This is a genomic window from Sphingobacterium sp. NPDC055346 (assembly GCF_053645235.1).
Genome location: NZ_JBSHMI010000004.1, coordinates 353,462 through 376,321 on the forward strand (window position 1 = coordinate 353,462; position 22,860 = coordinate 376,321).

Here is a 22,860-nt window from a genome sequence, read left to right on the forward strand (position 1 = left end):
TGAAGGACTGCCAATCTCATTTTAATTATTCTTTCAATTATCTAAATACAAATCTTTTTACTTTAGCGTCTTTTTTAACATCTCGGTTGGCATAAAACCATTGCTTTAAGATATCAAGCAACAAACCTAAGTATTTGATCAGTATCATGACTTTCCCAGGAAACTTGATTGATGATGACCTCACCATCAATAGGATTTGGGATAATGCCTCTAAAATTAATTTCATTCATTTTCCAATTTTGCTCTGAGGATCAATCATATTTAAACTCCTGTAAGCGGTTAACAATTTTGATTCTTCCCGACCCCATCCTTATCTTTTCTACCAAAACGGGATACCAAGTTTTATAGGCCAAGGCAGATTGAATAATCATAAAATCTTGACCTTCCTTCCTGAAATAACTTCCCATTAACGGACAGCCTTTAGTATCGGTATGATAATTTCCGACATGGAAAAACACGAGTGAAAAGTCAGGAATTTTTCGGATCTCCAGCATACCTTGGTGACGTCTGCCAAATTTAGGCGCATATTGACTGTTCATCGCTGCCGTGCTATTTAGCTCAAGTGGATAATTCCCTTCAGGAATACAGGTTCTTCCGAAAACTTTTGAAGACCTGATCTTATCCTCCAAAATATAACATGCAAACAAACCGTCGATATAGAGATGAGATAAAGTACTATTTTCAGCACTGTACACTCTGACCAACTCGATCATTAGACAATAAATTCTTTTACAAATTGACTTTCAGAAATCCTTTTGGTCTTCTTATCAATAGAATACACCCATATTGCCAGTTTTTCGCCTTTCTCAAATAGATTCATTGAAATTTCTGCAGTTGATATTTTTCGAGTACCTAATGACAGGTGATGGAAGTGCTTTTTATGCTCATTAAAAATGACCCCTCTAATCTCAACTTCCGCTAATGGAACCAAATACTTCGACTCTGGAGCCCAGGTCAGCAAAATAGACTGATCTGTCTGTTTTCCGCTTAAATCAATGATCTGTTCTACGGTCCCTTTGCTGATAATAATTTTTGAGTAATCCAATTTGATTTCAGGTAAATTCCCTTGTACAGCATTCCTTAAAATATGACTGGACAAAAGGTTCGCCGATGTCATGTACCTGATTTTTTCATCCTCATAATTTTCCTTCAAAAAATCTCGCAATGGATTTACAAAACTCATGACTAAGCTAAATTTAGCCTGTTGGTTCAACATCTTTTCTGAAGGTACTCTTTTGACCTTTTTTGGAAGTGAGCGGATATATTCTATCCCCCTCCAACTTCCACCAACTACTGAACCTACTTTTCCTGAAAAACTTCCTAAAATTCCGTTTGAAATAATTGCCATTTTTTTAATTTTTAAAATTTAACCATTCGATTGCATGCAATGCTGTTTTGATATCGACAGCTAAACTCTAGTTTTCTTTGCCCATAAATACATGTTGAAATAGTTTGGCACTGTTTGAAACGATATGGAACAATATGGAACAGAAAACAACTCAATGATAGGAGCCTAAAAAACAAACTATGAATTTTGTTTAGTATAAATTTTTATATTAGACTTAACTAATTAACATTTATGGACATTCAAGTTTCCCAAGCTTTTCAATCCCGGGTTAAAAAAACTCTTTTTTCAATTTTCGTATTTATTTTAGTCTACTGCATCCTTTTGCTAACTGCGATAGCAATCACGGCTTCTTTCTCTTATTTCGGAATCTGGACGATTGTGAATTATCCTAATTTCTTGACGATCACACTCGGATTAGGTTTGATTGCAGCAGGGTTTATGATCTTGTTTTTCTTGATCAAATTTATTTTCGCAACGAATAAGACCGACACCAGTGAGTTCATCGAAGTCACCCAAGAAGAACAACCTGAATTGTTTGCCATGATCCATCAATTAGTAAATGAAATAAAAACTGACTTCCCTCAAAAGGTCTTTTTGACTTACAACGTTAATGCTTCCGTATTTTATAATTCTAGCTTTTGGAGTATGTTTTTTCCAGTTAGAAAAAACCTACAGATTGGCGTGGGATTAATAAATTCATTGACCAACCAAGAATTGAGGGCTATCCTAGCCCATGAATTCGGCCATTTTTCGCAACGAAGCATGAAGGTCGGTAGCTATGTATATAATGTGAACAATGTTATTTTCAACATGCTCTACAACAATGAATCCTTGAGAAAGATGCATGAAAACATTGCCGGTTTGAGCTCCTATCTTGCCTTACCATTATATATTTCCATTTTCTCCATAAATGGAATTCAAAAGATCCTCCAGAAACTATATGACTATATCAACATAAATTATCTTGCCCTTTCCAGGGAAATGGAATTTCATGCTGATGAAATTGCGGCCAATGTGGCTGGATCAAAGGCCATGGCAGATAGTTTACAAAGATTGAGCTTCGCAAATCATTCCTTGGAAAGCGTCATTTCTTTTTATGAAAAGAACCATAACCAAAACTGGTTGCCCAAAGACATCTATGAAAACCAGCAGGTGGTTAATTTATTTCTTGCTAAAAAGAACAATTACGAAATCAACAATGGCTTCCCCATGGTACCTTTGGATGCTGAGTCAAAATACAATAAATCTAAATTGAATATAGAAAACCAATGGCAGTCGCATCCATCAACTCAAGACCGCATCAGGGCCATTGCAAAAATGGATATTCAGGTTGATTACAACAATCAATCTCCTGCTATCGAGTTACTCAAGAATAAGGATAACTTATTCCAAAAAATAAAAAACCATCTATTTGTCAACCTCAATCACCAAGGCCCCATTAAACAGTTAGATACTCTGGAATTCCAGCAAAACTTTGTGAAGGATTTTGAGAAAAATGATTTTGATGAAATGTATAATGACTTTTATTTCTTCATCAATCCGATAATTGAAGATTTCTCCAAGCTGGATTACCATGCTGAGCCAATTTCAATCTCTGAACTATTTTCCGATCATAATCGAGACCTTTCCTTTGACCTTAATTCCTTATTGAATGATAAACAGACCTTAACTGATATCAAAAACAAAACCTATAAGATCAAATCATTTGATTATGATGGGGTAAAATATAAAAGCTCGGATGCTAATCAAATCCTCAAATCCGTAGAAATTGAAATTCAAGCTAAACAGGCACAGATAAATGAAATAAACACAAAATCATTTGAAACCTTCTATAGTCTTGCGGATAATGATTTGACCAAAAGTCAATTAAAGAAGAAATATGAAGTGATGAAGGAAATGGAAGCATGCTTTGAGAATCGCATCCAATTTTATTATGACCTGACGCAAAGGTATGCCTTTGTTTATGAACAGATTGAGTATACTGAAATCATCAGTCATTTAATGAAAAACAAATCCCTGGAAACGAGATTAAAGACCGAAATCTCATCGCTTCTTAGCAATTCAGATTTGACCGTAGAACTCGCAAAGGATACATTGGATGGCTTGACCAGATTTGTCAATAACGACTTGGTATATTTTGAAGGATCAGCCTATCACGACGACAACTTAAATCTATTATTCACGGCTATCCATCAATACTACTACATGACCTTTAGGGCTTACTTCCTCCATAAGTACAACCTACTTAATTTTCAGAAGGACCTCTACAGAGGTTCATAAAAAAAGAGTGACTGATGCAGTCACTCTTTCTTCTTTCATCCAAATATGATTATTCGTAGCCTGGATTCTGTTGTAAGTTATTATTACCTGCAATAGCTTCATTCGGAACAGGAAATCTGTTTAAATGAGCAGAATTGCTGGCCACATGATCCCACCATTTCTCCGTAGTAAAGGCTTTCCAGCGAACTAAATCAGTCCTTCTTCTTCCTTCACCTAGAAACTCAATGCTCCACTCGTCCAGCAAGCGGTATTTGTCAAGGTTAGCAACCGTCACAGGATTAGGATCCTTTCCACCTTCAAAATTACGCTTACGCACTTGGTTGATCAGATTTGCCGCCTCTGCAGCATTCCCTGCACGGAAATTACATTCGGCAAGCATGTAATAAACCTCTGCCAAACGAATGATAGGCATATCTGCGCCCCATCTCAAGGTATTGTCGTTCAGATTTGGAATCGGAACTTTAACCAAACGAACTCCCGTATTTTCTTCTCCCTCTGACATTTTAGATGGTAATTGACTGACACTCGAATATTTCTTGCCTGCTCCTACTTCTGTAAACCTTCCTACCTGATCCACAAAATTCAATGGCTTATCCTTATACTCCTCTCCTCCAACTATTGCTTTTCCATCTGGAGTCAAGTGTGGACCTATAATGAACATACCTTCATAATTTCCACTTCCATTGTATTTGTATGGCTTCTTTCTGAAATCGCCAGCTGAATATTTCTCATATGGAGCACCTAACTTAAAGTCAGTGGTATACAAACTTCCGTCTGGCTTGCGCGATGGTGTCAAGTGGGCACCATTGTTCGCCCCCATATCTTGGTTGAAATACTGACGGGTGTTATAATGATAAAAATCAGCATAGAACCAACTATATTCCAGTTTTTTGAATTCCGAGGGCATAGACCATAGGATTTCTGGCGATTTATCATTGGTAAAGGTATGGGGACCATTCCATTGCGTATCTAAAGAATAACTGCCATATTGATTATTGATGATGGCCTGGGCCAAGGTTTTCGCTTCATTGTACATCGGTTTATTGATATACGACTCCGCATTGAAATAAAGCTGTGCCAGCATGGCAGCAACCGCTCCCTTGGTAATGGCACCGTCTTCCTGCTCACCAGCCTTTTTAGCTGGAATGTTTTCCAAAGCTGCTTTCAACAATTTTTCAATATGGTTGAACAGTTCCACATCGGTATTTCGTGGTAAAGCCTCGCCTTCAAGTGATTCGAAAATTGGCATCCCTCCGAAATAATCCAAACCCCGTAAATAGAAATAGGCAATCAAGGCATCCAATTGACTTAAATGCGATGCTTTAATTTCATCGGTCAGTGCAAATTGCGTATAATCTAACTTCTCTAAATCGCTTTTCGCATCCAATGCCAAAGCTACACCCATTAGTGTGCCTCTCCAGCTACCCCAAATCCATCCATCATCCGGTGTCCAACGATGATAGTGAAATCTTTCATTCTCACCCCCATTATACCAGTGCCTACCTTTGGTGGTAATGGCAAAATTATCTGCTGTATATTCTTGCAAGCGCCAACGGTCTTCCCCCATATACCATTTAGCATGGGTAAACGGGCGAAATAAGGCCGCTTGAATATCTTTCTCACTCTTAAAAAAGGTCTCTGGTGTTACCGAGCTGTAAAACTCTTGATCAAGCTTGGTACAACTGTTTGTTGTCAACAAACCAAAACCTGCACATAGAAATATTATATATTTTTTCATGGTCGTTTTCATTAAAAATTAAGTTGTAAGCCCATCATAAAGGTTCTTGTCTTTGGATAAACATTCCTTTCCTCAAAGCCTGGATCCAATCCATTGATGTTCACCTCAGGATCCAATCCGCTGTATTTGGTGAATACAAAAAGATCTCTTCCAGTTGCATAAACTCTCAGGCTCTTAAATGGCTTTATCATTTCCCTGTTGAACGTGTAACCAATATTGATTGCATCCACTTTCAAGAAAGTCCCTTTTTCCAACCAGTAATCAGATAGTTCTTTTTCACCCTTGATATCCTTATGTTTTTCATAAGCCTCATCCAATACATTCTGTCCCTTTACATTTGGTAAGCTGTAGTACATATTGATCATATTGAAAACATCATGACCGATCCAGCTTCTCATATAAATATTGGCATCCCAATTTTTATAGGTAAACTCATTGTTCCATGACAACTGAATGGTAGGAATCGCTTGTCCAACAAATTTCTTATCACCTACAGTTTTGTTCTTGTCGCGTACGTCGAAGGCATTACCGTCCTTATCGTATAACATCCAATAGCCATCATCGGTAAATCCAGCAAACTGCCATAAGAAGAACCTTCCGATTTCCTCTCCTGGATACAACCTAACAGCAGATCCCGGAGAACCTGGAGCTGGGAATCCCTTACGATCAGAAAATGTCTGGCTTCCCCATAGTGAATTTAATTTACTCGTATTGTGCGAAGCAACAACTGAAGTTCTGTAACTGAAATTCTCTTTTTGAACAGCATTGTAATTCAACTCAAATTCAAAACCGTTATTCTCCATACTACCCACGTTCATCGTTGTTTTATCGTGGATCGCCGGAGGTTGCGAAACAGAAATATCATAGATCAGGTCATCAATCTTACGTTTATAGATATCAAATCGACCACTCAACTTATTGTTCAGGATGGTAAAGTCCATTCCTAAGTTGTATTCTTTTTTCACTTCCCATTTAATGCCTGGGTTCTGGTTATGTTTCACCCCATAGGTACGGAACCATTGTCCGTTTTGCAAGAACCAAGTATCCGCTGAGTACATCCGTGTTGATACCTCGGCACCGAAGCCCTCATTTCCTGTCTCACCGTATCCCGCTCTGAATTTTAAGTCATCAATAAAGGTGACATCTTTCATAAACGGTTCCTGAGACATTCTCCAGCCTAAGGATAGACCTGGGAAGAATCCCCAACGGTTTTCTGGAGCAAACTTCGAAGAGCCCTCATATCGAGCAGTAGCTGTCACAATATATCGGTCTAGATAGGAATAATTAACACGTCCAAAGAAGGCAGCCAATTTCACCCATGGATTTCTCCATGAACCCATTCCAGCACGCCCATCCGGCAAAAACGAACCTGTCCCCATGTCGTTTTCTTTGATACCATCAACTGGAAAATCAGAGTTATTCATATCAAAGCCGCGGCCATTGAAATCTTGATAACTATAACCTCCAACGGCATTGACCGAATGTTCTTCCCAACGTCTGGTATAATTTACCGTCCATTCAAAAACACGATCCAAATTACGTTGGAATGCCTGACTTGCATATCCATCGATTCCGTCCTGTCTAGATAAGCGATGTTGTGCCGAACGGAAGAAACTTCCATGCTCTGAATTACTTTTGATACCAACGGTAGCACTGGTGCTTAAATAGTCAGTAAGATTCAATTTCAAGGTTGAGTTCGCTAATAGGTAGCGATATTGCCTTCTATCATCTCTTAACATAACTTCAGCAACTGGATTCCAATAATCATAACCTCCGACCAAAACATTATAGCCGGTCAGGTCATTAGCATTGTATGGCGTTTCGGTTGGATTTAATACCATGGCCATATTGAAGATGTCATTATTGGTAAAATCGGCATCTACTTGGTTATAACTGGCATTGGTTGACAATTCTGCAAATCCATCAAAAAACCTGAAATTGGTATTGACACGACCGCCGATCTCCCCTCTTTTAGATCCAAGTGCAATACCCTTGGCATCTCTTTTTACGAAAGTGGCATAGACGTTGGCATCTTCCGAACCTCCACTGACATTCAGCACTTGACGGTGACTGAATGGATTCTTATTGGTGACTTCATCATACCAATCGGTTCTATGGCCTAGGTCGTCTCCAAGGCCAACTTCCACAAATTTCTCTGGTGATAAAACTTGTGGTCGCTTCCGAACCGTTTCCATAAAGTACTCGGATGTAAAGTTTACAGTTGGTTTTCCGATCTGTGGCCTTTTGGTAGTGATCAAGATGACACCCCCGGATGCACGTGTACCGTAAATGGCAGCTGCGGATGCATCTCGAAGTACCGAAATGGATTCGATGTCTTCTTTGGCAACCGAGTTCACATCACCTCCTGGTACCCCATCAATTACCACCAATGGACCTTGTGAGGCGTTAACGGAGTTTACTCCGCGCAATTGTACACTGACCGATGAGTTCGGATCGCTACCGTTGTTTGATGAAACATTCAGGCCTGCAACCTTGCCCTGCATCGAAAGTAACGGCGAAACTGTACCTGGAACAAAATCTTTGGGCTTGATGGTAGTTACGGCACTGGTCAGTTCCTTTTTGTCCAAGGAACCATAACCAACCACCACCACTTCATCCAGTCCTTGCGCATCTTCTGATAAGACTACATTTACTGAATTCCCTGTTACAGGAACATCCTGGATTAAAAAGCCGATCATGGTGACCGTCAAGGTCGATCCTGCTGGCACATCCGACAATTCAAAATTCCCGTTGACATCCGTCTGGGTCTTAATTCTGCTTCCTTTCAAGGTGATTGTCGCACCGGAAAGGGCCTCCCCCTTTGAGTCTTTGACCGTTCCCGTGATTTTTTGCTGAGGGGCCGTATAGACTGACGGACTCGCAAATAATGGAGAAATGGGAACCATACTAAGGGAGCCACTGAACAATAGAATCTTTGTCAGGGTCCTAAAATAACTCTTCTGTTTTTTCATTAGTTAAGTAGGTTTTGTTAGAAATTTAGGTTTACTGTAACTCAAAATAGAAAAAAAACAACACTTAACAAATTTTGCAGCAAATTAAATATTACTAGGAAAAGTCAAGCCAGTATAAGTATAACTATTCTTACAAAACCTTTCCTATTACTTCAGAAATCACACATTTTCCTTAATTTTAGTAGATGGTTAATAAGTTTTACAATGACAGCCCAATACAAGTTCCTCGCTTTGAGGAGTCGAAAGGATTTTATACCAGTAAGAAGCGAAGTAAGATAATGTCTAAGATCAAAGGCAAAAACTCTAAACCCGAACTTATATTGCGCAAAGCACTTTGGAATAAAAACATCCGATACCGAATCCATCAAAAGAAACTTCCGGGAAGCCCAGATATCGTCATCCACCGATACAAATTAGCCATCTTTGTCGATGGTGAATTTTGGCATGGCTATGATTGGGAAAATGTAAAATCGAAAATAAAGAGCAACCAAGCTTTTTGGATTCCAAAAATCGAAAGAAATATGCAAAAGGATTTCTTCAACAACAAGGCCTTGCGTGATCTAGGCTATACGGTATTCAGGTTCTGGTCCCATGAAGTAATTAAGGATCTGAAAAAAGTCCTGAACCAAATCGATCTGTTTATTGAAACCAGAAGCCTTTACCCTTAATTCAATGGCTTTCAAAATCAGTCTATTCCCTATCTATTAAGGCCAATTTCTTATTCATCTTTTCCAGCATAAAAATTCCGATAACCCATAAATTTTCCTACCTTTAAGAGAGAGGCAAATTGACGTTACCTTAGTTCATTTTCCCTTACCATTATCATTTTATAAACTATTTATCCCGTCACATATATGAAGGATTCTGCAGGTCGTAAATTTAAAGAAGCTATTCAATCTGAAACCCCTTTACAGGTCGTAGGCGCTATTAATGCTAACCATGCATTATTGGCGGAACAATCTGGATTTAAAGCCATTTACCTATCCGGTGGTGGCGTAGCAGCTGGTTCATTAGGAATCCCTGATCTCGGGATCACCACGTTAGAGGATGTCCTGATCGATGTGCAGCGGATCACCAACGTCTGCTCGCTGCCCTTATTGGTAGATATCGACACTGGCTTTGGTCCCTCGGCATTCAACATCGCCAGAACGATCAAATCCTTGGAAAAAGCAGGTGCCGCCGGTATCCACATGGAAGACCAGGTCGGTGCAAAACGATGTGGCCATAGACCCGGCAAGGAACTGGTCTCTACTGAAGAGATGGTTGATAGGATCAAGGCTGCAGTGCATGCACGGACAGACCCTGATTTTCAAATTGGAGCAAGGACAGATGCCATTGCCTCCGAGGGGTTGGACAAGGCCTTGGAACGTGCCGTTGCCTATCAAATTGCTGGGGCTGATTTCATTTTTGCAGAAGCCGTGACCAAATTGGAGGATTATCTACGATTCGCTGAAGCTACAGGCCTACCGATCCTAGCCAACATAACAGAATTTGGAAAAACAGACTTATACACTGTTCAGCAATTAAAGGATGTGCGCGTCTCCATCGTCCTGTATCCGCTATCAGCATTTCGTGCGGCCAACAAAGCTGCCCTGAATGTCTACCAGCATATCAGAAAGGATGGTTCCCAAGCGCAAGTTATCGACAGCATGCAAACTCGGGAAGAACTTTATCAAAGTATCGACTATTATCGGTATGAAAACGAACTAGACCAATTGTTTAAAAACAAATAATATGAAAGAAGCAAATGAATCAGGTTTCAAACCTAAAAAAAGCGTTGCCCTTTCGGGTGTTCCTGCTGGAAATACAAGCCTTTGTACCGTCGGTAAAAGTGGAAATGATCTGCATTACAGAGGCTATGACATCTTGGACCTTGCGGAAAAAGCTAGCTTTGAAGAAGTAGCCTACCTGTTGATCCATGAACATCTTCCAACTCAAAAAGAACTGGATTCTTACCAGAAAAAACTGATCAAGGACCGTGGACTTCCGCAGCAATTAAAAGAGGTGCTGAAATTAATCCCAGAATTTGCGCATCCCATGGATTTACTCCGGACTTCGGTTTCGGTTTTTGGCAACCTGGAACCCGAGCCCCTCCAGCACGAGGTGGAAACAACCAGAAATATTATCGATCGATTAATGGCAAGCATGGGTTCTGCCCTACTATACTGGTACCATTACAGTCATAATCAAAAGGAAATCAATGTAAAAACAGATGATGCGACAATCGGTGGCCATTTCCTTCATCTATTGCACGGTAAAAAACCAAGTGATTCTTGGGTAGAGGCCATGCAGGTTTCCCTAAACCTCTATGCTGAGCATGAATTCAATGCATCGACTTTTACCGCTAGGGTCATTGCCGGTACAGGTTCTGATATCTATTCCTGTATCGCTGGGGCCATTGGTGCGCTACGTGGTCCAAAACATGGCGGCGCAAATGAGGTAGCCTATGAAATCCAGGAACGGTATGCCAACGCTGACGAAGCCGAAGCCGATATCAAAAAGAGATTGGCGAATAAAGAAGTCATCATCGGCTTTGGACACCCTGTCTATACCATCGCCGACCCAAGAAATCAAGTCATAAAGAAAATTGCAAAAAAACTCTCCGAAGAAAGTGGAGATATGCGTCTATTCGATATCGCCGAGCGGATAGAAACCGTAATGTGGGATGAAAAACGTATGTTCCCGAATCTGGACTGGTTTTCTGCGGTGGCCTACCATATAATGGGAATCCCTACCGATATGTTCACGCCTCTGTTTGTCATGTCCAGGATTTCGGGATGGGGCGCCCATGTGATTGAACAGCGCCAAGACGGTAAAATCATTAGGCCTAGCGCCAATTATACAGGCCCGGAAAATAGAGAATTTATCCCCATAGCAGAAAGAAAAAATTAATACAAAAACACTTATATATTAGAATGTCATCACATATTCCAAACAACAGACCAAATCCTGACCAGGTTTTGGTTGATATTGCAGATTATATCCTTGATTTTAAAATCAATAGTGATTTAGCTTTAAAAACAGCTCACTATTGTTTCCTTGACACTATAGGCTGTGGCTTTGAAGCTCTAACCTATCCCGCTTGCACAAAATTAATGGGTCCCATTGTTCCCGGAACGGTAGTTCCAAATGGTGCTAAGGTCCCAGGGACACCTTTTCAATTAGACCCTATCCAAGCCGCATTCAATATTGGCGCCATGGTCCGTTGGTTAGATTTCAATGACACCTGGTTAGCCGCAGAATGGGGACACCCTTCAGATAACTTGGGCGGAATCCTCGCCGTCGCCGATTGGATTTCCAGAAACAGGATTGCTGCCGGCAAAAAACCTTTGATCATGTTGGACGTTTTGGAATCCATGATCATGGCCCATGAAGTTCAAGGCGTCCTGGCATTGGAAAACTCCTTTAACAAGGTTGGGCTTGATCACGTTATCTTGGTAAAAGTGGCTTCAACAGCCGTGGTGAGCAAACTATTGGGATTGAACAAAGAGGAACTGATCAATGCACTTTCGCTTGCCTTTGTAGATGGGCAGTCACTCAGGACCTATAGACATGCACCTAATACGGGTAGCCGTAAATCTTGGGCGGCTGGAGATGCAACTTCCAGAGCAGTTCGCTTGGCCTTGATCGCCCAAAAAGGTGAAATGGGGTATCCTTCCGTATTGACCGCTCCGGTGTGGGGATTTTATGATGTCTCCTTTAAAGGAAATGCATTTAAATTCCAACGCCCTTACGGCACTTATGTTATGGAAAACGTCCTTTTCAAGATTTCATTCCCTGCTGAGTTCCACTCTCAAACTGCAGTGGAGGCAGCGATGACCTTGCATCAGCAATTAAAAGATGCCGGAAAATCATCCGATGATATCAAGAGTATCAAAATCAGGACTCACGAAGCAGCCATCCGGATCATAGATAAAAAAGGTCCACTACATAATCCTGCGGATCGTGACCATGCTATCCAATATATGGTGGCCGTTCCTTTAATCTTTGGTCGACTGACAGCTGCTGACTACGAAGACAATGTTGCTGCAGATCCAAGGATCGACGCCCTTAGGGAAAAAATAACCTGTTTCGAGGACCCACAATTCAGCAAAGATTACCACGATCCTGAAAAAAGATCAATCGCTAACGCCTTGACCGTTGAATTGAATGACGGAAGGATATTGGAAGAGGTGGTTGTGGAATATCCTATTGGTCACCGTAGACGCCGTGATGAAGGAATCCCGAAACTGATCGAAAAGTATAAAATCAATCTTGCAAGGGTCTTCGCAGAAAAACAACAGAAAACAATTCTTGAAAACACCCTGGATTACGATAAGATTAAAGATATCCCTGTCCATGAATTAGTGGATTTAATGGTATAAATAAAGAAGCGGCTGAACAGGCCGCTTTTTTTGAACCAGGATTGGAAGGATTAGAGGATAGACCAAGATTTGGGTTTTGAACCAGGATGAAAAGGATGAGAGGATAGACCAAGATTTAGGTTTTGAACCAAGATGAAAAGGATGAGAGGATAGACCAAGATCGTGGAATGGAACATAGCTTTCTAATCCAATTTTAAGCACATTTTCGTGGGGGCGTAGTATATACGCCTTTCACTTACATACTTTAGATAAATTCAGATTTCTGACGAAGCCACCCATGTTCTAGTTAATAGACCACCTAATATAATTCTGCCCATCCTTGGGCAGTTGTCCGCCAAAAGAAAAATTCATCAGGAAAAACACAGATTTAACAGACGTGTCATTGGCACAAAGGAAGGATATCGGAATTTTACAGACTTAATCAATAACGCATGGCATTGGCGTACAGTTCCTTAACCTTCGGTTAAGGATGACAAGCAGTTAGTGAGGAGAACCGTACAGATTCCTCACATTCCGTTCAGAATCACAATGCGCTAAAGAGGGATTCAGAGTGAAACGAAGAATCTATTTTTTATTTTATTTAGAGGAGTGTGTCATTTCGAAATCGTAAGATGAGAAAACCATTTCAAGTGAAGTATGGATAGTTCCGAGACCCTTCGGCGAGCCCTCAGGGTGACACAGAAAGGGTATGGAAAAATATCTCACCCACTCTGGGGTTCACCCTTTCAAACATTCAGGTTCCACAAAGATCCACCCCCTGGAGGTTTTTCAATACAGAAATAATCCTTCCGAAGGAAGCTCTTTAGCCCCTGGCTCATTTCCAATGGCGGAAAAATGGAAAGAATGCCGTTGCCCTGCGCGATGGGATTGGCCTTGGAATGCTTTCAGAAGATCATCCCATCAAAAGGGATGATCTTTTGAAAGATATTCCCGACAACAAGGCATTCTTTTCATGTGCGGATGTACGTGCGAAAAGCCATCTTAAATGAGCCGAAGCCTTTTGGTTACTTTTGGGCTTCAAAAGTAACGAAGAGAATTGTTATCCATAAGCTCCTTTGTAAGTTTGGTTACTTTTAGGCTTCAAAAGTAACAATAGAATTGTTATCCATGAGCTCCTTTGTCGGCTTGGTTACTTTTAGGCTTCAAAAGTAACAATAGAATTGGTATCCATGAGCTCCTTCTTCGGTTTGGTTACTTTTGGGCTTCAAAAGTAACGAAGAGAATTGGTATCCATCAGCTCCTTCTTCGGTTTGGATAATTTTCCACGAAAAAGTAACAAAGAAGGTGAATTGCAATCTTAAAAATCACCATTGGCTGAGTCTTTCAGAAGGATGACTATAAAACAAAATTGGGCTTATCTTCATAAGCCCAATCCTACTATCTTTATCTGCAGGTTTTCAGAATAGCCTCCTATTCATCTACCCAATTAGATTCAAATCCATCATAGAACTGGAATCCTTCGTCTCTCAATTTGATCAATGAATCTGGAATTTCCCATTCATCACCATACTGTCCAAAGTTCTCGCAGATCTTGATGAATTCATCCAATCCGATCATATCGATATATCCAAATACGCCTCCGGTCTGGACCGGATATCCTAATCCCATGACCGAACCTAGATCACCGTCAATCGGACTAAATAAAATCCCTTCCTCTAAACAGCGGTAACTGTCCAAGGCTAAGACGGCCAGTAATCGATCTTGGATATCCTTTGCCGAAATTTGGCTATCGAGATCCTTTAACTCTGGATCGGCATAGTATTTTTTCGGCTTATTATCGGGGTAATCATAGAATCCACGACTAGATTTCCTGCCAGTTCTCCCTTTCTTGATCATTCTTTGCAGGTAGTTATAAACTCTTTTCTGGCTGAAGCTCATATCAGGAAGTTGCTCATATACATGCACCATCAATGGCAAGGATATCTCATCCAAAACCGCTAATGGCCCAACGCCAAAACCCGCGTTTTTTGCAGCTTCTTCAATTCTTTCCGTAGGAACACCTTCCAACAACATGGTGATTCCTTCTAAAAGGTAATAGAAAAATATCCGCGAGGTAAAGAATGCAGGCCCATCATTCACTACAATGGGTATCTTTTTCAATTTGCCAACAAAGCTCAAAGCTTTGTCCAATGTTTCCTCCGAAGTCTCCTTGCCGCGGATAACCTCTACCAGGGCCATTCGGTCAACGGGCGAAAAAAAGTGCAGTCCTATAAATCGACTTGGATCATCAAATGATTTAGATAATTTACTGATGGGAAGCGAAGTTGTATTGGAAGCAAACAAACCGCTCTGCGCTAGAAACCGCTTGCTTTCATTGATGACTTCCGCTTTTAACCGTTTATCTTCAAAGACCGCTTCAACAATGATTTCAGCACCATCTAAATCCTCTAATTGATCCGTAGGAAGAATTCGTTCCAAAATCTTAGGCTTATCATCCTCCTTCATTTTATTTAATTCGATCAGCTTGTTGCACAGCTTTTCGGAATAGGCTCTTCCCCTTTCTGCGTTTTGCAGATCAACATCCTTTAGGATCACGTCAATCCCTGCTTTTGCAACCTCATACGCAATCCCCGATCCCATCATCCCTGCCCCAATGACAGCGACCTTATTGATCTCTTCCTCCTCAACCTCCTTGCACATGGCAATTGCATCCTCTACGGCATAATGGAAGGTCCTTACCCTTGCCAAGGTTTCCTTTGCGGTCAATAGGCCTAAATAAGCCAAGTGTTCCTTGGTCAATAAGTCTTTAAAACTCTGTCCTTCCGAGTTCTGGATCAAACTCAACAACACCTCTGTCATCAACAAAGGCTTCATCGATTTGGCATTTAATTGCTGTATAGCTGCTGACAACTGATCAGGATCTACCTTCCATTTAAATTTATCATCACTTTTGAAGGTTGAATTTTCCTGAAGCCAAGCTTGGACCTGTTCCCAAGAACTGATCCTGTCTTGAAGCAGACCTGCTTTTTCGGCTTCCTCAGGTTTTATCATCCGACCCGAGTTCAACAGGTCAAAAACCAACTCTGCATCCACAAGCCCTAAAAGCTTTGTGAAGCTTCCGTTTCCGGTCAGCATACCAAAGGCGCCTTCCGGAAATCCCATCTTGGCTTTAGGACCGATCCCAATTCGTTGATCAAACAGCAACAAAAAAGCTGCTGCCAAGCCTGTACAAGCTTTATCAAATAATACAACTGTAGGTTTGTCGATTTCCGAAAGCTCGATGATCATTTCATCGATATGCTCTAACTTTGTCAGAAAGCCTTCCTTTCCGGCCGTATAGATCAATTCTTCATAGTCTGCATCCCTAAACTTTCCTTCCAAGATCAATTGTAGACTGGTACAATCACTTTTTTTAAGGACAGAAAGCAGTAGTTCGATACAGAACTTAAATTCATCCAATGAAAGATCATGTGGGCGCGATCTTACGTTGATCCATCTCAATTGATAGACCCCATCAGCATTTTTACTGACACTGATTTGCTCTTTGATTCTCTCCTTAATTTTACTCATTATCCTCTTATTTACATCGGTTATTTAACGTTTTTCATAATCCACTTCATCAATGAATATCTTTGACAGAATTTCAAGCATTATTTCGGAGGTTCCGCCAATGATCGTTCCTACGCGAACATCTCGGTATAACCTGGAAATTTTATAGTCTTCTGTAAAGCCATAGCCTCCAAACAACTGCAAACATTCCCCCACAACCTTGATGGCCAGCTCACTGCATTGCAGTTTTGCAATGGAACATTCCTTTACGGCATATTTTTTTTGATTCTCCAGGTCACAGCAGTGGTAGACAAAGCTTTTTAACACTTCAATATCAGCCATCATCTGCGACACCCTATGACGAATAACTTGAAAATCCTTCAATTGTTTGTTAAAAGCAGACCTTTCTTTGAGATACTGTAGGGTATAATCGACTGCAGATTCCGCTGTTGCCAGACTATGTATGGCAGCGGTCAAACGCTCCAGCTGCAATCCCCCCATCAAATATTTAAATCCCTTACCCAACTCGCCAATCAAATGGTCTTTAGGAACCTTTACATTATCAAAAGCAAGTTCTGCTGTATCGGAAGCATGCCATCCCAATTTCTGAATTTTATTGGTTGTTAAACCTTCAGATTCCCGATCAATTAACAACAAGCTGATTCCGGAAGATCCAGCTTTAGGATCTGTTTTTACCACAGTGATATAAAAATCACCGTAATAGCCATTGGTGATAAAGGTCTTGGAACCATTGACCAAGTAATAATCACCCTCATCAGTCGCTGTAGTTTTTATATTTTGCACATCGGAACCTGCTCCAGGTTCTGTAATGGCGATAGCACTGATTAATTCTCCTGTAATCACCTTACTGAGGTATTTTTCTTTCAGAAATGCTGAGCCATATTTTAATAGATAAGGTGCAGACATATATTCAGTAACTAGGACTGAAATGGTAAATCCGCCAGAAAAGCAATGGGAAAGTTCTTCACAAAAAATAAGGGAGTAATAAAAATCAAGGTCCAAGCCGCCATATTCCTCAGGGAAATTTAAGCCTAAATAACCCATCTCACCCATTTTTCGCCAGATGGCTTTATCAATTTTACCTTCACTCTCCCATTGATCAATATGAGGAAGGATCTCTTTTTTAATAAATGAACGTAAACTCTCCCTGAAAAACTGGTGCTCAGGGCTGATTGGTGTCAAAAACATATAAGTTTATTTGGTTTTGCAGAGCATCTATTTAAACAGAAATAAATTATTGCTCCTTTAGGGATAAATTTAGGAAATATTGGTCAATTTCCCATAAATTATCCGTTAAAACAAAAGGCATCAGTCAGCTGGCAAATCCCACCCTAAATAAGAGGATTTTTATTTACCCTGGTTCAAAACAAGCAGAAGACCAGGACTAATGGAGAGGTTGCCCTATCTGCCGATGCCTAAAAGGGTTGAATGATTATTCAAAATAATTTCCCGAGATTTCTTTGGCTTTCTCGTCAAATATTTCTTCTGGACAGTGTATCAATTGTCTCAAGGCAAATAACTGATAGAAACTTGGTTCATCAAGAATATTTAAGAAAAGAAACATCTCCTTTAGGATCAATCTTTCCTTTTCGTCTGAACACGAAGACAAAATTTCCAATAAAGTTAATTTGATCTCGTTTAAACTGAGTTTATAATGGTTCAATCCACCGCCTAAACTCCAAAATCCTTGATCGATAATGTCCTTATATTTAATGCGATCAAATAAATCGACAATCTGCGACCGTTGCTCAACACTCAAGTTCTCCAAGTTTTTTGATGTGGTAAAACAATTCGCAGCGACATCCTGTAGTTTCCTTTCAAGATCCTGCCCTTCCAAGGTGTTGTTTGGTATTTCCATATTAAAATAATTAAGATATTTCAAAAGCTTACTACTCCTCCCCAATCATGTTCGTAATCGCTCCTAGTCAATAAACTATTCAACCGAATCGTATGTACATATACAGTTCAGTTCACTGCGATTAGCACTTTTAATCAGCAATAAATTTTAACTACTACCCAAAGGAATTACCTCTGCAAAAGTAACTATATTTAAATTAATTTAATATTAAAACATATTTTTTATTATTTTTTTAATAAAGAGAAAGTATCGGAATTATTGATTCACAATAAATAACTCTTTGCAAATATTTTTTCACTAAACTAAAAACCAAGACATTAACCTCTTTAAACTTATCTAAAAAACATTTCTTTCATTATTTTATTAATTGAATTTTTTATAAAAGATGGTATCGTTAGATAAAATTTTGATAGAGAAACATTAAGTAATTGTTAATTATTAAGGATGGAAACTCCTGCTTTTCCCGATTACCAAGAAGGTCCCTACAGAAACTCGGCTGATCCTGAGCAATGACCCCAAAAAAAAGTCATCAAGGCTGATGACTTTTGACTATGATTTTCTTAGGTAGGTAAAATACGATTTATTAAACTTTTTTGATTTATTAAGCGTCTAAATTAGATAATTAAGCCATAAATCGCCAAATATAATTTGTAGTTTCTCCTGTTTTTTGTCAGATTATTTCGACAAATAAATTAAAAATTGCGCCAACAACTATATTTTTGTATTTTCAAGTAGCCAAAAATTAAACTGAAATCAATGATGTCTCCAATTTCTGAAACCAAAAGGCTTATTCTCCGGCAAATTTCATTAACAGACCGAATCGACATGTTTGAAATGGACTCAGACCCTCTAGTACATCGGTACATCTTCAACCAACCTATAGAATCCATACAGGAAATCGATGAGGCCATACAATTTATCCAAAAGCAATACCAAGAAAATGGAATAGGGCGCTGGGCAATCGTCAAAAAGGACAATATGGAAATGATTGGATGGTGCGGCTTAAAGTACATCGATTACCCCTTAAACGGCAGGAGCAATTTTTATGATCTGGGTTACAGATTGAAAAGAAAACATTGGGGAAATGGATACGCTTCAGAAGCCTGCATTGCGACCGTCATATATGCCAAAGAAGTCATGAACCTAAAAAATCTGTATGCCACCGTACATCCTGAAAACATCGGGTCGCTGAACGTTCTCAAAAAAATGGGCTTCGAAATCGGAGAAATTTTTGATTATGAAGGATCCCCTTCTTTTTTCTGTGAATTAGATCTCGATAAATTCATTTTTTAAGAAAGACCTGTCTGTCAAATCTTCTGTCAACAAAAATCTACTAAATCCGTATCCTCTTAATAATCAATAAAAATTATCTCAAACAATAGCTTTTTTGCTCATCAATTATTCGTAGATTTAAGAGACAAATAGATGTAATAAAAAGGTACTATGGCAACATTTAGCGACAACTTCTCTAAACAAGCATCTATTTATGCTCAGTTTAGACCATCATACCCTCATGAACTGTATGATTATCTCAGCAACTTAACTCCAGCGCATGCCTTGGCGTGGGACTGTGGTACGGGAAATGGGCAATCTGCCATACATTTAGCCGATTTCTATGATCAAGTCTATGCCTCGGACCCTAGCGAGGCTCAGATCAAAAATGCTTTTCAGCATGAAAAGGTTACCTACCATGTAGAAAAAGCCGAAGAACCTAGCCTTCCTGCACATACTGTCGATATTATCACCGTAGCTCAGGCCATACATTGGTTCGATATCGATAAATTCTACGAAGCTGCAAAAAGAGTCCTAAAAAAAGATGGAATCATTGCGGTATGGGCCTATGCTGTCCCTCAGGTCGACAAGAATATCGACCCCATTACCCAAAATTTCCATGATAAGACCGTCGGACCTTACTGGCCATCTGAAATCAAATTATTGCAACAAGGATACACCACCATACCCTTCCCTTTCCGGGAAATCGAGCCCCCTGAATTCTATATCCGTAAAAAATATAAACTGCAGGACTTTTTAGGTCATCTGTTGAGCTGGTCAGCTACCCAACGGTATATACAGCAAGAGGAAAGGAACCCTCTCTTTAAATTGAAGGAAGAATTACAGCCTTTTTGGACCGATGAAGAAGAGGCTAAACAGGTAACTTGGAAGATCATTATGCGTGTTGGAAAACTACCGAGTTAATTTTTTAATCTTCCAAACAAACTTTATTAAATAAATCCTGTTTATTTTTTGGGTTTGGTGACAGAAAAAAAGTATTTCATCAAAAAAAGAGGTTCCTAAGAACCTCTTTCTATTTATTTTAAGATTTTATTTTTCCCTTTTTTATTCATCTAATTTCTTTTCAAAAGCTTTCCTTGCACTTCCACGGAAGTATACTTCCCCACAATATACATAACCTAACTTTTCCAATACCCGCAACATCCCCGTATTATCAAAATTGGTATCGACCTTCATGCTTAAGTACCCATTATCCAAACTTACCTGATGTGCTTCCTCCAGCATCCAGGTTGCCTGTCCCTTTACGTAAGTAGTTTGGGAAACGGCAATCCTATGCACCACCGAGAAAGGCCGATTAGTCAACCATTGATCAGCAATGGCTTCATAGGCTGGTTCCCCGTCGAAAATTAAGGCTAAATAGCCTGTCAATTGACCGGCAGGGTCAATGCTCACATATCCGTATCCTTTTTCAATATCCGTTTTCACAACATCCAGATTAGGATATCCATCTTGCCATTGCCGACTCCCTTCTTCACGCCGCTTATCAATAGCTTCTTGCATAATGGACCAAACCAACTCTGCCTCTTCTGGCAAAGCTTTTCTAAAAGTAAATCCCGAAAATTGTTCTTTTGACATAACCAAAAATACATTTTTTAATCAGATTCTGTTTTCTACTTACCTTAAGATTTTAAGATAAAATTTTGTCTAATTTTTTTTCTAAAAAAAATTTTTCATGGAATATACCCTTCGACCCTCCTTTTGGTCTTCTTCGAGACATATTCGGAAATTTCAAAATATGTCTCGAATAAGACCAAGACTAAAACAAGACTTGGCCTAAATGCAACCAAGAATTTCAGTTAGAATTTTGACCAATGGAAATCGATAAATTTTCAAAACTTTATCGACAAGAGAAAGGTAAAAAAAATTCCCCAAAGGGCTTTGGGGAATTTACAGAAACGGGTATTGATAACCCTTATGAACCAATTTAATTAATGATGATCTTGTATGTTGTTTATGTTTTTATTCAATGAATTTTTTTATAAAGTAAGGGGTTATAATTATGCAAGGCCCATCCTATTGTAATTATAACCCTTCACCAAGGTTGAGTTTAGGTTTTATTTTTAAAGCAGTACCAATGCCCTTTGTCCAAATCTAAAAAGATTCCATTATCGATCCATCCTGTACCATCCTGCAAAATTTCTTGTTTAAAAGGCGTTTTCTTGCTTAAATCGAAATCTAGGCACATAAATCATTAAATAAAACACTTAATAATTATTAAAAACTTTCATAAAGTTAGGCTGGTTTGCTCGGTTACGACAGAATATGCTGTTTTTAGCACAACAAAAAAGCGGATCCCTCTTCTGAAAGACCCGCCTGACAAATAGAAATGAAAAAATATTAAGCAATCTTGACCTTAGGATCAAGTACTTTAATCAGATCGGCTTTTAAGAAAGCGACGCGGAATCCGTAGCTCAACAAGGTGTTTTGAATATCATTCTCCAGCCGCCCAGGAGCATTTACATTCATGACATATTGTTTATCATCCATATCAATCGATATGGGACCCAATTGAGGATATTCACGAGCTAACTTTTCAAAAATCTGTTGCCTTTGCAAAAGTGCATTTAAAGGCGCCCGAAAGGATAATATGTAGTTCTCCATGATAAGGTTGTATTAATGGATTAATAGCCAACAATCGATTCTAGATCGTATGAATCAAAGTTAAAAAATAGCTTGAATAAAACAAGCCTCAACTTGTTTTATTAAAATAGAATTAATACCGGTTTAACAGTAAAATAACCTATTAAAGCTGTAAAAACAGTGTATTATTGGTAATTATAGATTTTTCCTATTTTCCTTCGAAAAAATCTATTGAAATTATTTAATTATATTTGTTAGAATAAAGCAAGAAATAACTTGGCTAATGAAGAAGAACAATTCAGACAAAATAATTATGTTGATGAAGATGCGCGGCGAAATTGATGCCGCTGGCATTGCAGAGGAATTGGGCATCACAAAAGAAGGTGCGAGGCAGCAATTATTAAAGCTATCTGAGGAGGGTCTGGTACATGGCGTATGCAAGAAATCGGGTGTCGGCAGACCCTTTACCTATTATTCCTTGAGCCAGACCGGCTTAGCAAAGTTTCCAGATAACCACGCCGATATTACGGTACAGCTCCTACAATCCATCAAGTCACTATTAGGTGAAAATGCCTTGGATCTACTGATCAGCGATCGTGAGAAAAGTTCGTTCTTACGCTATGAGGAAAAACTAAAGGGCTCCAAGAGCACAAGTGATAAATTAAAAAAGTTGGCTCAAATCAGGTCTGAAGAAGGCTATATGGCAGAATGGAAGAAGGAAGGTCAGACTTATTACTTGATTGAAAACCATTGTCCCATTTGCGCTGCGGCAACGGAATGTCAACAGTTCTGCCGCGCAGAACTCAAGAACTTTAGGGCATTGTTGGGCGAGGACCTCGAAGTGAATCGCGTCAAACATATATTAGCAGATGAAAACCGATGCGTGTACAAGATTGAAAAGAAACAATAAACCAAAA

General features: G+C 39.5%; 18 protein-coding genes. 8 read left to right on the forward strand and 10 right to left on the reverse strand.

All coding sequences use genetic code 11. The annotated features are described in order from the left end of the window. Positions 1–37 precede the first annotated feature (37 nt). From ACWICE_RS10560 to ACWICE_RS10570, 3 genes are read right to left on the reverse strand one after another with little or no spacing between them, the layout of a single operon-like run. Positions 38–226 (reverse strand): hypothetical protein, encoded by a 189-nt coding sequence (locus ACWICE_RS10560; RefSeq protein ID WP_185212565.1) that lies wholly within the window; start codon positions 224–226, stop codon positions 38–40. Between the two features lie 25 nt (positions 227–251). Then, positions 252–713 carry a DUF5675 family protein gene (locus tag ACWICE_RS10565; protein WP_185212566.1) on the reverse strand — a complete coding sequence of 154 codons (462 nt, stop codon included), beginning with the start codon at positions 711–713 and terminating at the stop codon, positions 252–254. Then, positions 713–1,348, reverse strand: coding sequence for a DUF6266 family protein (locus tag ACWICE_RS10570; protein ID WP_454298341.1), 636 nt, complete (start codon positions 1,346–1,348; stop codon positions 713–715). Before ACWICE_RS10570 ends, ACWICE_RS10565 begins: the two co-directional genes overlap by 1 nt. Positions 1,349–1,669: 321 nt before the next feature. Between ACWICE_RS10570 and ACWICE_RS10575 the strand changes: the two genes are divergently transcribed. Then, positions 1,670–3,628, forward strand: coding sequence for a M48 family metalloprotease (locus tag ACWICE_RS10575; RefSeq protein WP_454298342.1), 1,959 nt, complete (start codon positions 1,670–1,672; stop codon positions 3,626–3,628). A 49-nt stretch (positions 3,629–3,677) separates the two neighbouring features. On the opposite strand, the gene ACWICE_RS10580 is transcribed toward ACWICE_RS10575, so the two are convergent. Together ACWICE_RS10580 and ACWICE_RS10585 are read right to left on the reverse strand one after the other, a co-directional pair. Next, entirely contained in the window at positions 3,678–5,366 is a 1,689-nt protein-coding gene (locus ACWICE_RS10580) for a RagB/SusD family nutrient uptake outer membrane protein (protein ID WP_254527645.1), read from the reverse strand. Positions 5,367–5,377: 11 nt separating this feature from the next. Further along, positions 5,378–8,338: a SusC/RagA family TonB-linked outer membrane protein gene (locus ACWICE_RS10585; protein WP_454298343.1), complete on the reverse strand. Its 2,961-nt coding sequence runs from the start codon at positions 8,336–8,338 to the stop codon at positions 5,378–5,380. A gap of 185 nt (positions 8,339–8,523) precedes the next feature. On the opposite strand from ACWICE_RS10585, the gene ACWICE_RS10590 reads away from it, so the two are divergent. The 4 genes from ACWICE_RS10590 to ACWICE_RS10605 all read left to right on the forward strand — a co-directional run bounded on the left by ACWICE_RS10590 (position 8,524) and on the right by ACWICE_RS10605 (position 12,702). Further along, positions 8,524–9,006, forward strand: a complete 483-nt coding sequence (locus ACWICE_RS10590; protein ID WP_185212571.1) for a very short patch repair endonuclease — start codon at positions 8,524–8,526, stop codon at positions 9,004–9,006. A gap of 186 nt (positions 9,007–9,192) precedes the next feature. Further along, positions 9,193–10,071 (forward strand): methylisocitrate lyase, encoded by an 879-nt coding sequence (gene prpB, locus ACWICE_RS10595; protein WP_185212572.1) that lies wholly within the window; start codon positions 9,193–9,195, stop codon positions 10,069–10,071. 1 nt (position 10,072) lies between these two features. Next, positions 10,073–11,230: a bifunctional 2-methylcitrate synthase/citrate synthase gene (gene prpC, locus ACWICE_RS10600; protein ID WP_313259784.1), complete on the forward strand. Its 1,158-nt coding sequence runs from the start codon at positions 10,073–10,075 to the stop codon at positions 11,228–11,230. Between the two features lie 23 nt (positions 11,231–11,253). Continuing rightward, complete coding sequence (locus tag ACWICE_RS10605; protein WP_454298344.1) at positions 11,254–12,702, forward strand: bifunctional 2-methylcitrate dehydratase/aconitate hydratase; 1,449 nt, start codon at positions 11,254–11,256, stop codon at positions 12,700–12,702. A 1,410-nt stretch (positions 12,703–14,112) separates the two neighbouring features. Here the strand turns inward: ACWICE_RS10605 and ACWICE_RS10610 are convergent. The 3 genes from ACWICE_RS10610 to ACWICE_RS10620 all read right to left on the reverse strand — a co-directional run bounded on the left by ACWICE_RS10610 (position 14,113) and on the right by ACWICE_RS10620 (position 18,070). Continuing rightward, on the reverse strand, positions 14,113–16,212 hold the full coding sequence (locus tag ACWICE_RS10610) for a 3-hydroxyacyl-CoA dehydrogenase NAD-binding domain-containing protein (protein WP_454298345.1): 2,100 nt from the start codon (positions 16,210–16,212) through the stop codon (positions 14,113–14,115). Between the two features lie 24 nt (positions 16,213–16,236). Then, a complete protein-coding gene (locus tag ACWICE_RS10615) occupies positions 16,237–17,400 on the reverse strand; it encodes an acyl-CoA dehydrogenase family protein (RefSeq protein WP_254527648.1) in 1,164 nt (387 codons plus the stop codon). Positions 17,401–17,644: 244 nt separating this feature from the next. Then, positions 17,645–18,070: a hypothetical protein gene (locus tag ACWICE_RS10620; RefSeq protein ID WP_454298346.1), complete on the reverse strand. Its 426-nt coding sequence runs from the start codon at positions 18,068–18,070 to the stop codon at positions 17,645–17,647. Positions 18,071–18,826: 756 nt separating this feature from the next. Between ACWICE_RS10620 and ACWICE_RS10625 the strand changes: the two genes are divergently transcribed. Both ACWICE_RS10625 and ACWICE_RS10630 read left to right on the forward strand, forming a co-directional pair. Further along, positions 18,827–19,363: a GNAT family N-acetyltransferase gene (locus tag ACWICE_RS10625; protein WP_237219475.1), complete on the forward strand. Its 537-nt coding sequence runs from the start codon at positions 18,827–18,829 to the stop codon at positions 19,361–19,363. Positions 19,364–19,513: 150 nt separating this feature from the next. Continuing rightward, positions 19,514–20,266 carry a class I SAM-dependent methyltransferase gene (locus ACWICE_RS10630; protein WP_254527650.1) on the forward strand — a complete coding sequence of 251 codons (753 nt, stop codon included), beginning with the start codon at positions 19,514–19,516 and terminating at the stop codon, positions 20,264–20,266. 141 nt (positions 20,267–20,407) lie between these two features. Here the strand turns inward: ACWICE_RS10630 and ACWICE_RS10635 are convergent, their stop codons facing one another. After that, positions 20,408–20,938 (reverse strand): N-acetyltransferase family protein, encoded by a 531-nt coding sequence (locus ACWICE_RS10635; RefSeq protein WP_454298347.1) that lies wholly within the window; start codon positions 20,936–20,938, stop codon positions 20,408–20,410. A 762-nt stretch (positions 20,939–21,700) separates the two neighbouring features. Then, positions 21,701–21,964 carry a hypothetical protein gene (locus ACWICE_RS10640; RefSeq protein ID WP_185212580.1) on the reverse strand — a complete coding sequence of 88 codons (264 nt, stop codon included), beginning with the start codon at positions 21,962–21,964 and terminating at the stop codon, positions 21,701–21,703. A 262-nt stretch (positions 21,965–22,226) separates the two neighbouring features. Here ACWICE_RS10640 and ACWICE_RS10645 point away from each other — a divergent pair, with 262 nt between their 5' ends. Then, positions 22,227–22,853, forward strand: coding sequence for a helix-turn-helix transcriptional regulator (locus ACWICE_RS10645; RefSeq protein ID WP_185212581.1), 627 nt, complete (start codon positions 22,227–22,229; stop codon positions 22,851–22,853). Positions 22,854–22,860 lie beyond the last annotated feature (7 nt).

Bases quoted from the DNA above. Each gene is read 5' to 3' on its own strand.
- ACWICE_RS10565 (WP_185212566.1), bottom strand. From the start codon at position 713: ATGATCGAGTTGGTCAGAGTGTACAGTGCTGAAAATAGTACTTTATCT.
- ACWICE_RS10580 (WP_254527645.1), bottom strand. From the start codon at position 5,366: ATGAAAAAATATATAATATTTCTATGTGCAGGTTTTGGTTTGTTGACA.
- ACWICE_RS10640 (WP_185212580.1), bottom strand. From the start codon at position 21,964: ATGGAGAACTACATATTATCCTTTCGGGCGCCTTTAAATGCACTTTTG.
- ACWICE_RS10625 (WP_237219475.1), top strand. From the start codon at position 18,827: ATGATGTCTCCAATTTCTGAAACCAAAAGGCTTATTCTCCGGCAAATT.
- ACWICE_RS10615 (WP_254527648.1), bottom strand. From the start codon at position 17,400: ATGTTTTTGACACCAATCAGCCCTGAGCACCAGTTTTTCAGGGAGAGT.
- ACWICE_RS10585 (WP_454298343.1), bottom strand. From the start codon at position 8,338: ATGAAAAAACAGAAGAGTTATTTTAGGACCCTGACAAAGATTCTATTG.
- ACWICE_RS10605 (WP_454298344.1), top strand. From the start codon at position 11,254: ATGTCATCACATATTCCAAACAACAGACCAAATCCTGACCAGGTTTTG.
- ACWICE_RS10560 (WP_185212565.1), bottom strand. From the start codon at position 226: ATGAAATTAATTTTAGAGGCATTATCCCAAATCCTATTGATGGTGAGG.
- ACWICE_RS10645 (WP_185212581.1), top strand. From the start codon at position 22,227: ATGAAGAAGAACAATTCAGACAAAATAATTATGTTGATGAAGATGCGC.
- ACWICE_RS10590 (WP_185212571.1), top strand. From the start codon at position 8,524: ATGGTTAATAAGTTTTACAATGACAGCCCAATACAAGTTCCTCGCTTT.
- ACWICE_RS10620 (WP_454298346.1), bottom strand. From the start codon at position 18,070: ATGGAAATACCAAACAACACCTTGGAAGGGCAGGATCTTGAAAGGAAA.
- prpB (WP_185212572.1), top strand. From the start codon at position 9,193: ATGAAGGATTCTGCAGGTCGTAAATTTAAAGAAGCTATTCAATCTGAA.
- ACWICE_RS10610 (WP_454298345.1), bottom strand. From the start codon at position 16,212: ATGAGTAAAATTAAGGAGAGAATCAAAGAGCAAATCAGTGTCAGTAAA.
- ACWICE_RS10635 (WP_454298347.1), bottom strand. From the start codon at position 20,938: ATGTCAAAAGAACAATTTTCGGGATTTACTTTTAGAAAAGCTTTGCCA.
- ACWICE_RS10630 (WP_254527650.1), top strand. From the start codon at position 19,514: ATGGCAACATTTAGCGACAACTTCTCTAAACAAGCATCTATTTATGCT.
- ACWICE_RS10570 (WP_454298341.1), bottom strand. From the start codon at position 1,348: ATGGCAATTATTTCAAACGGAATTTTAGGAAGTTTTTCAGGAAAAGTA.
- prpC (WP_313259784.1), top strand. From the start codon at position 10,073: ATGAAAGAAGCAAATGAATCAGGTTTCAAACCTAAAAAAAGCGTTGCC.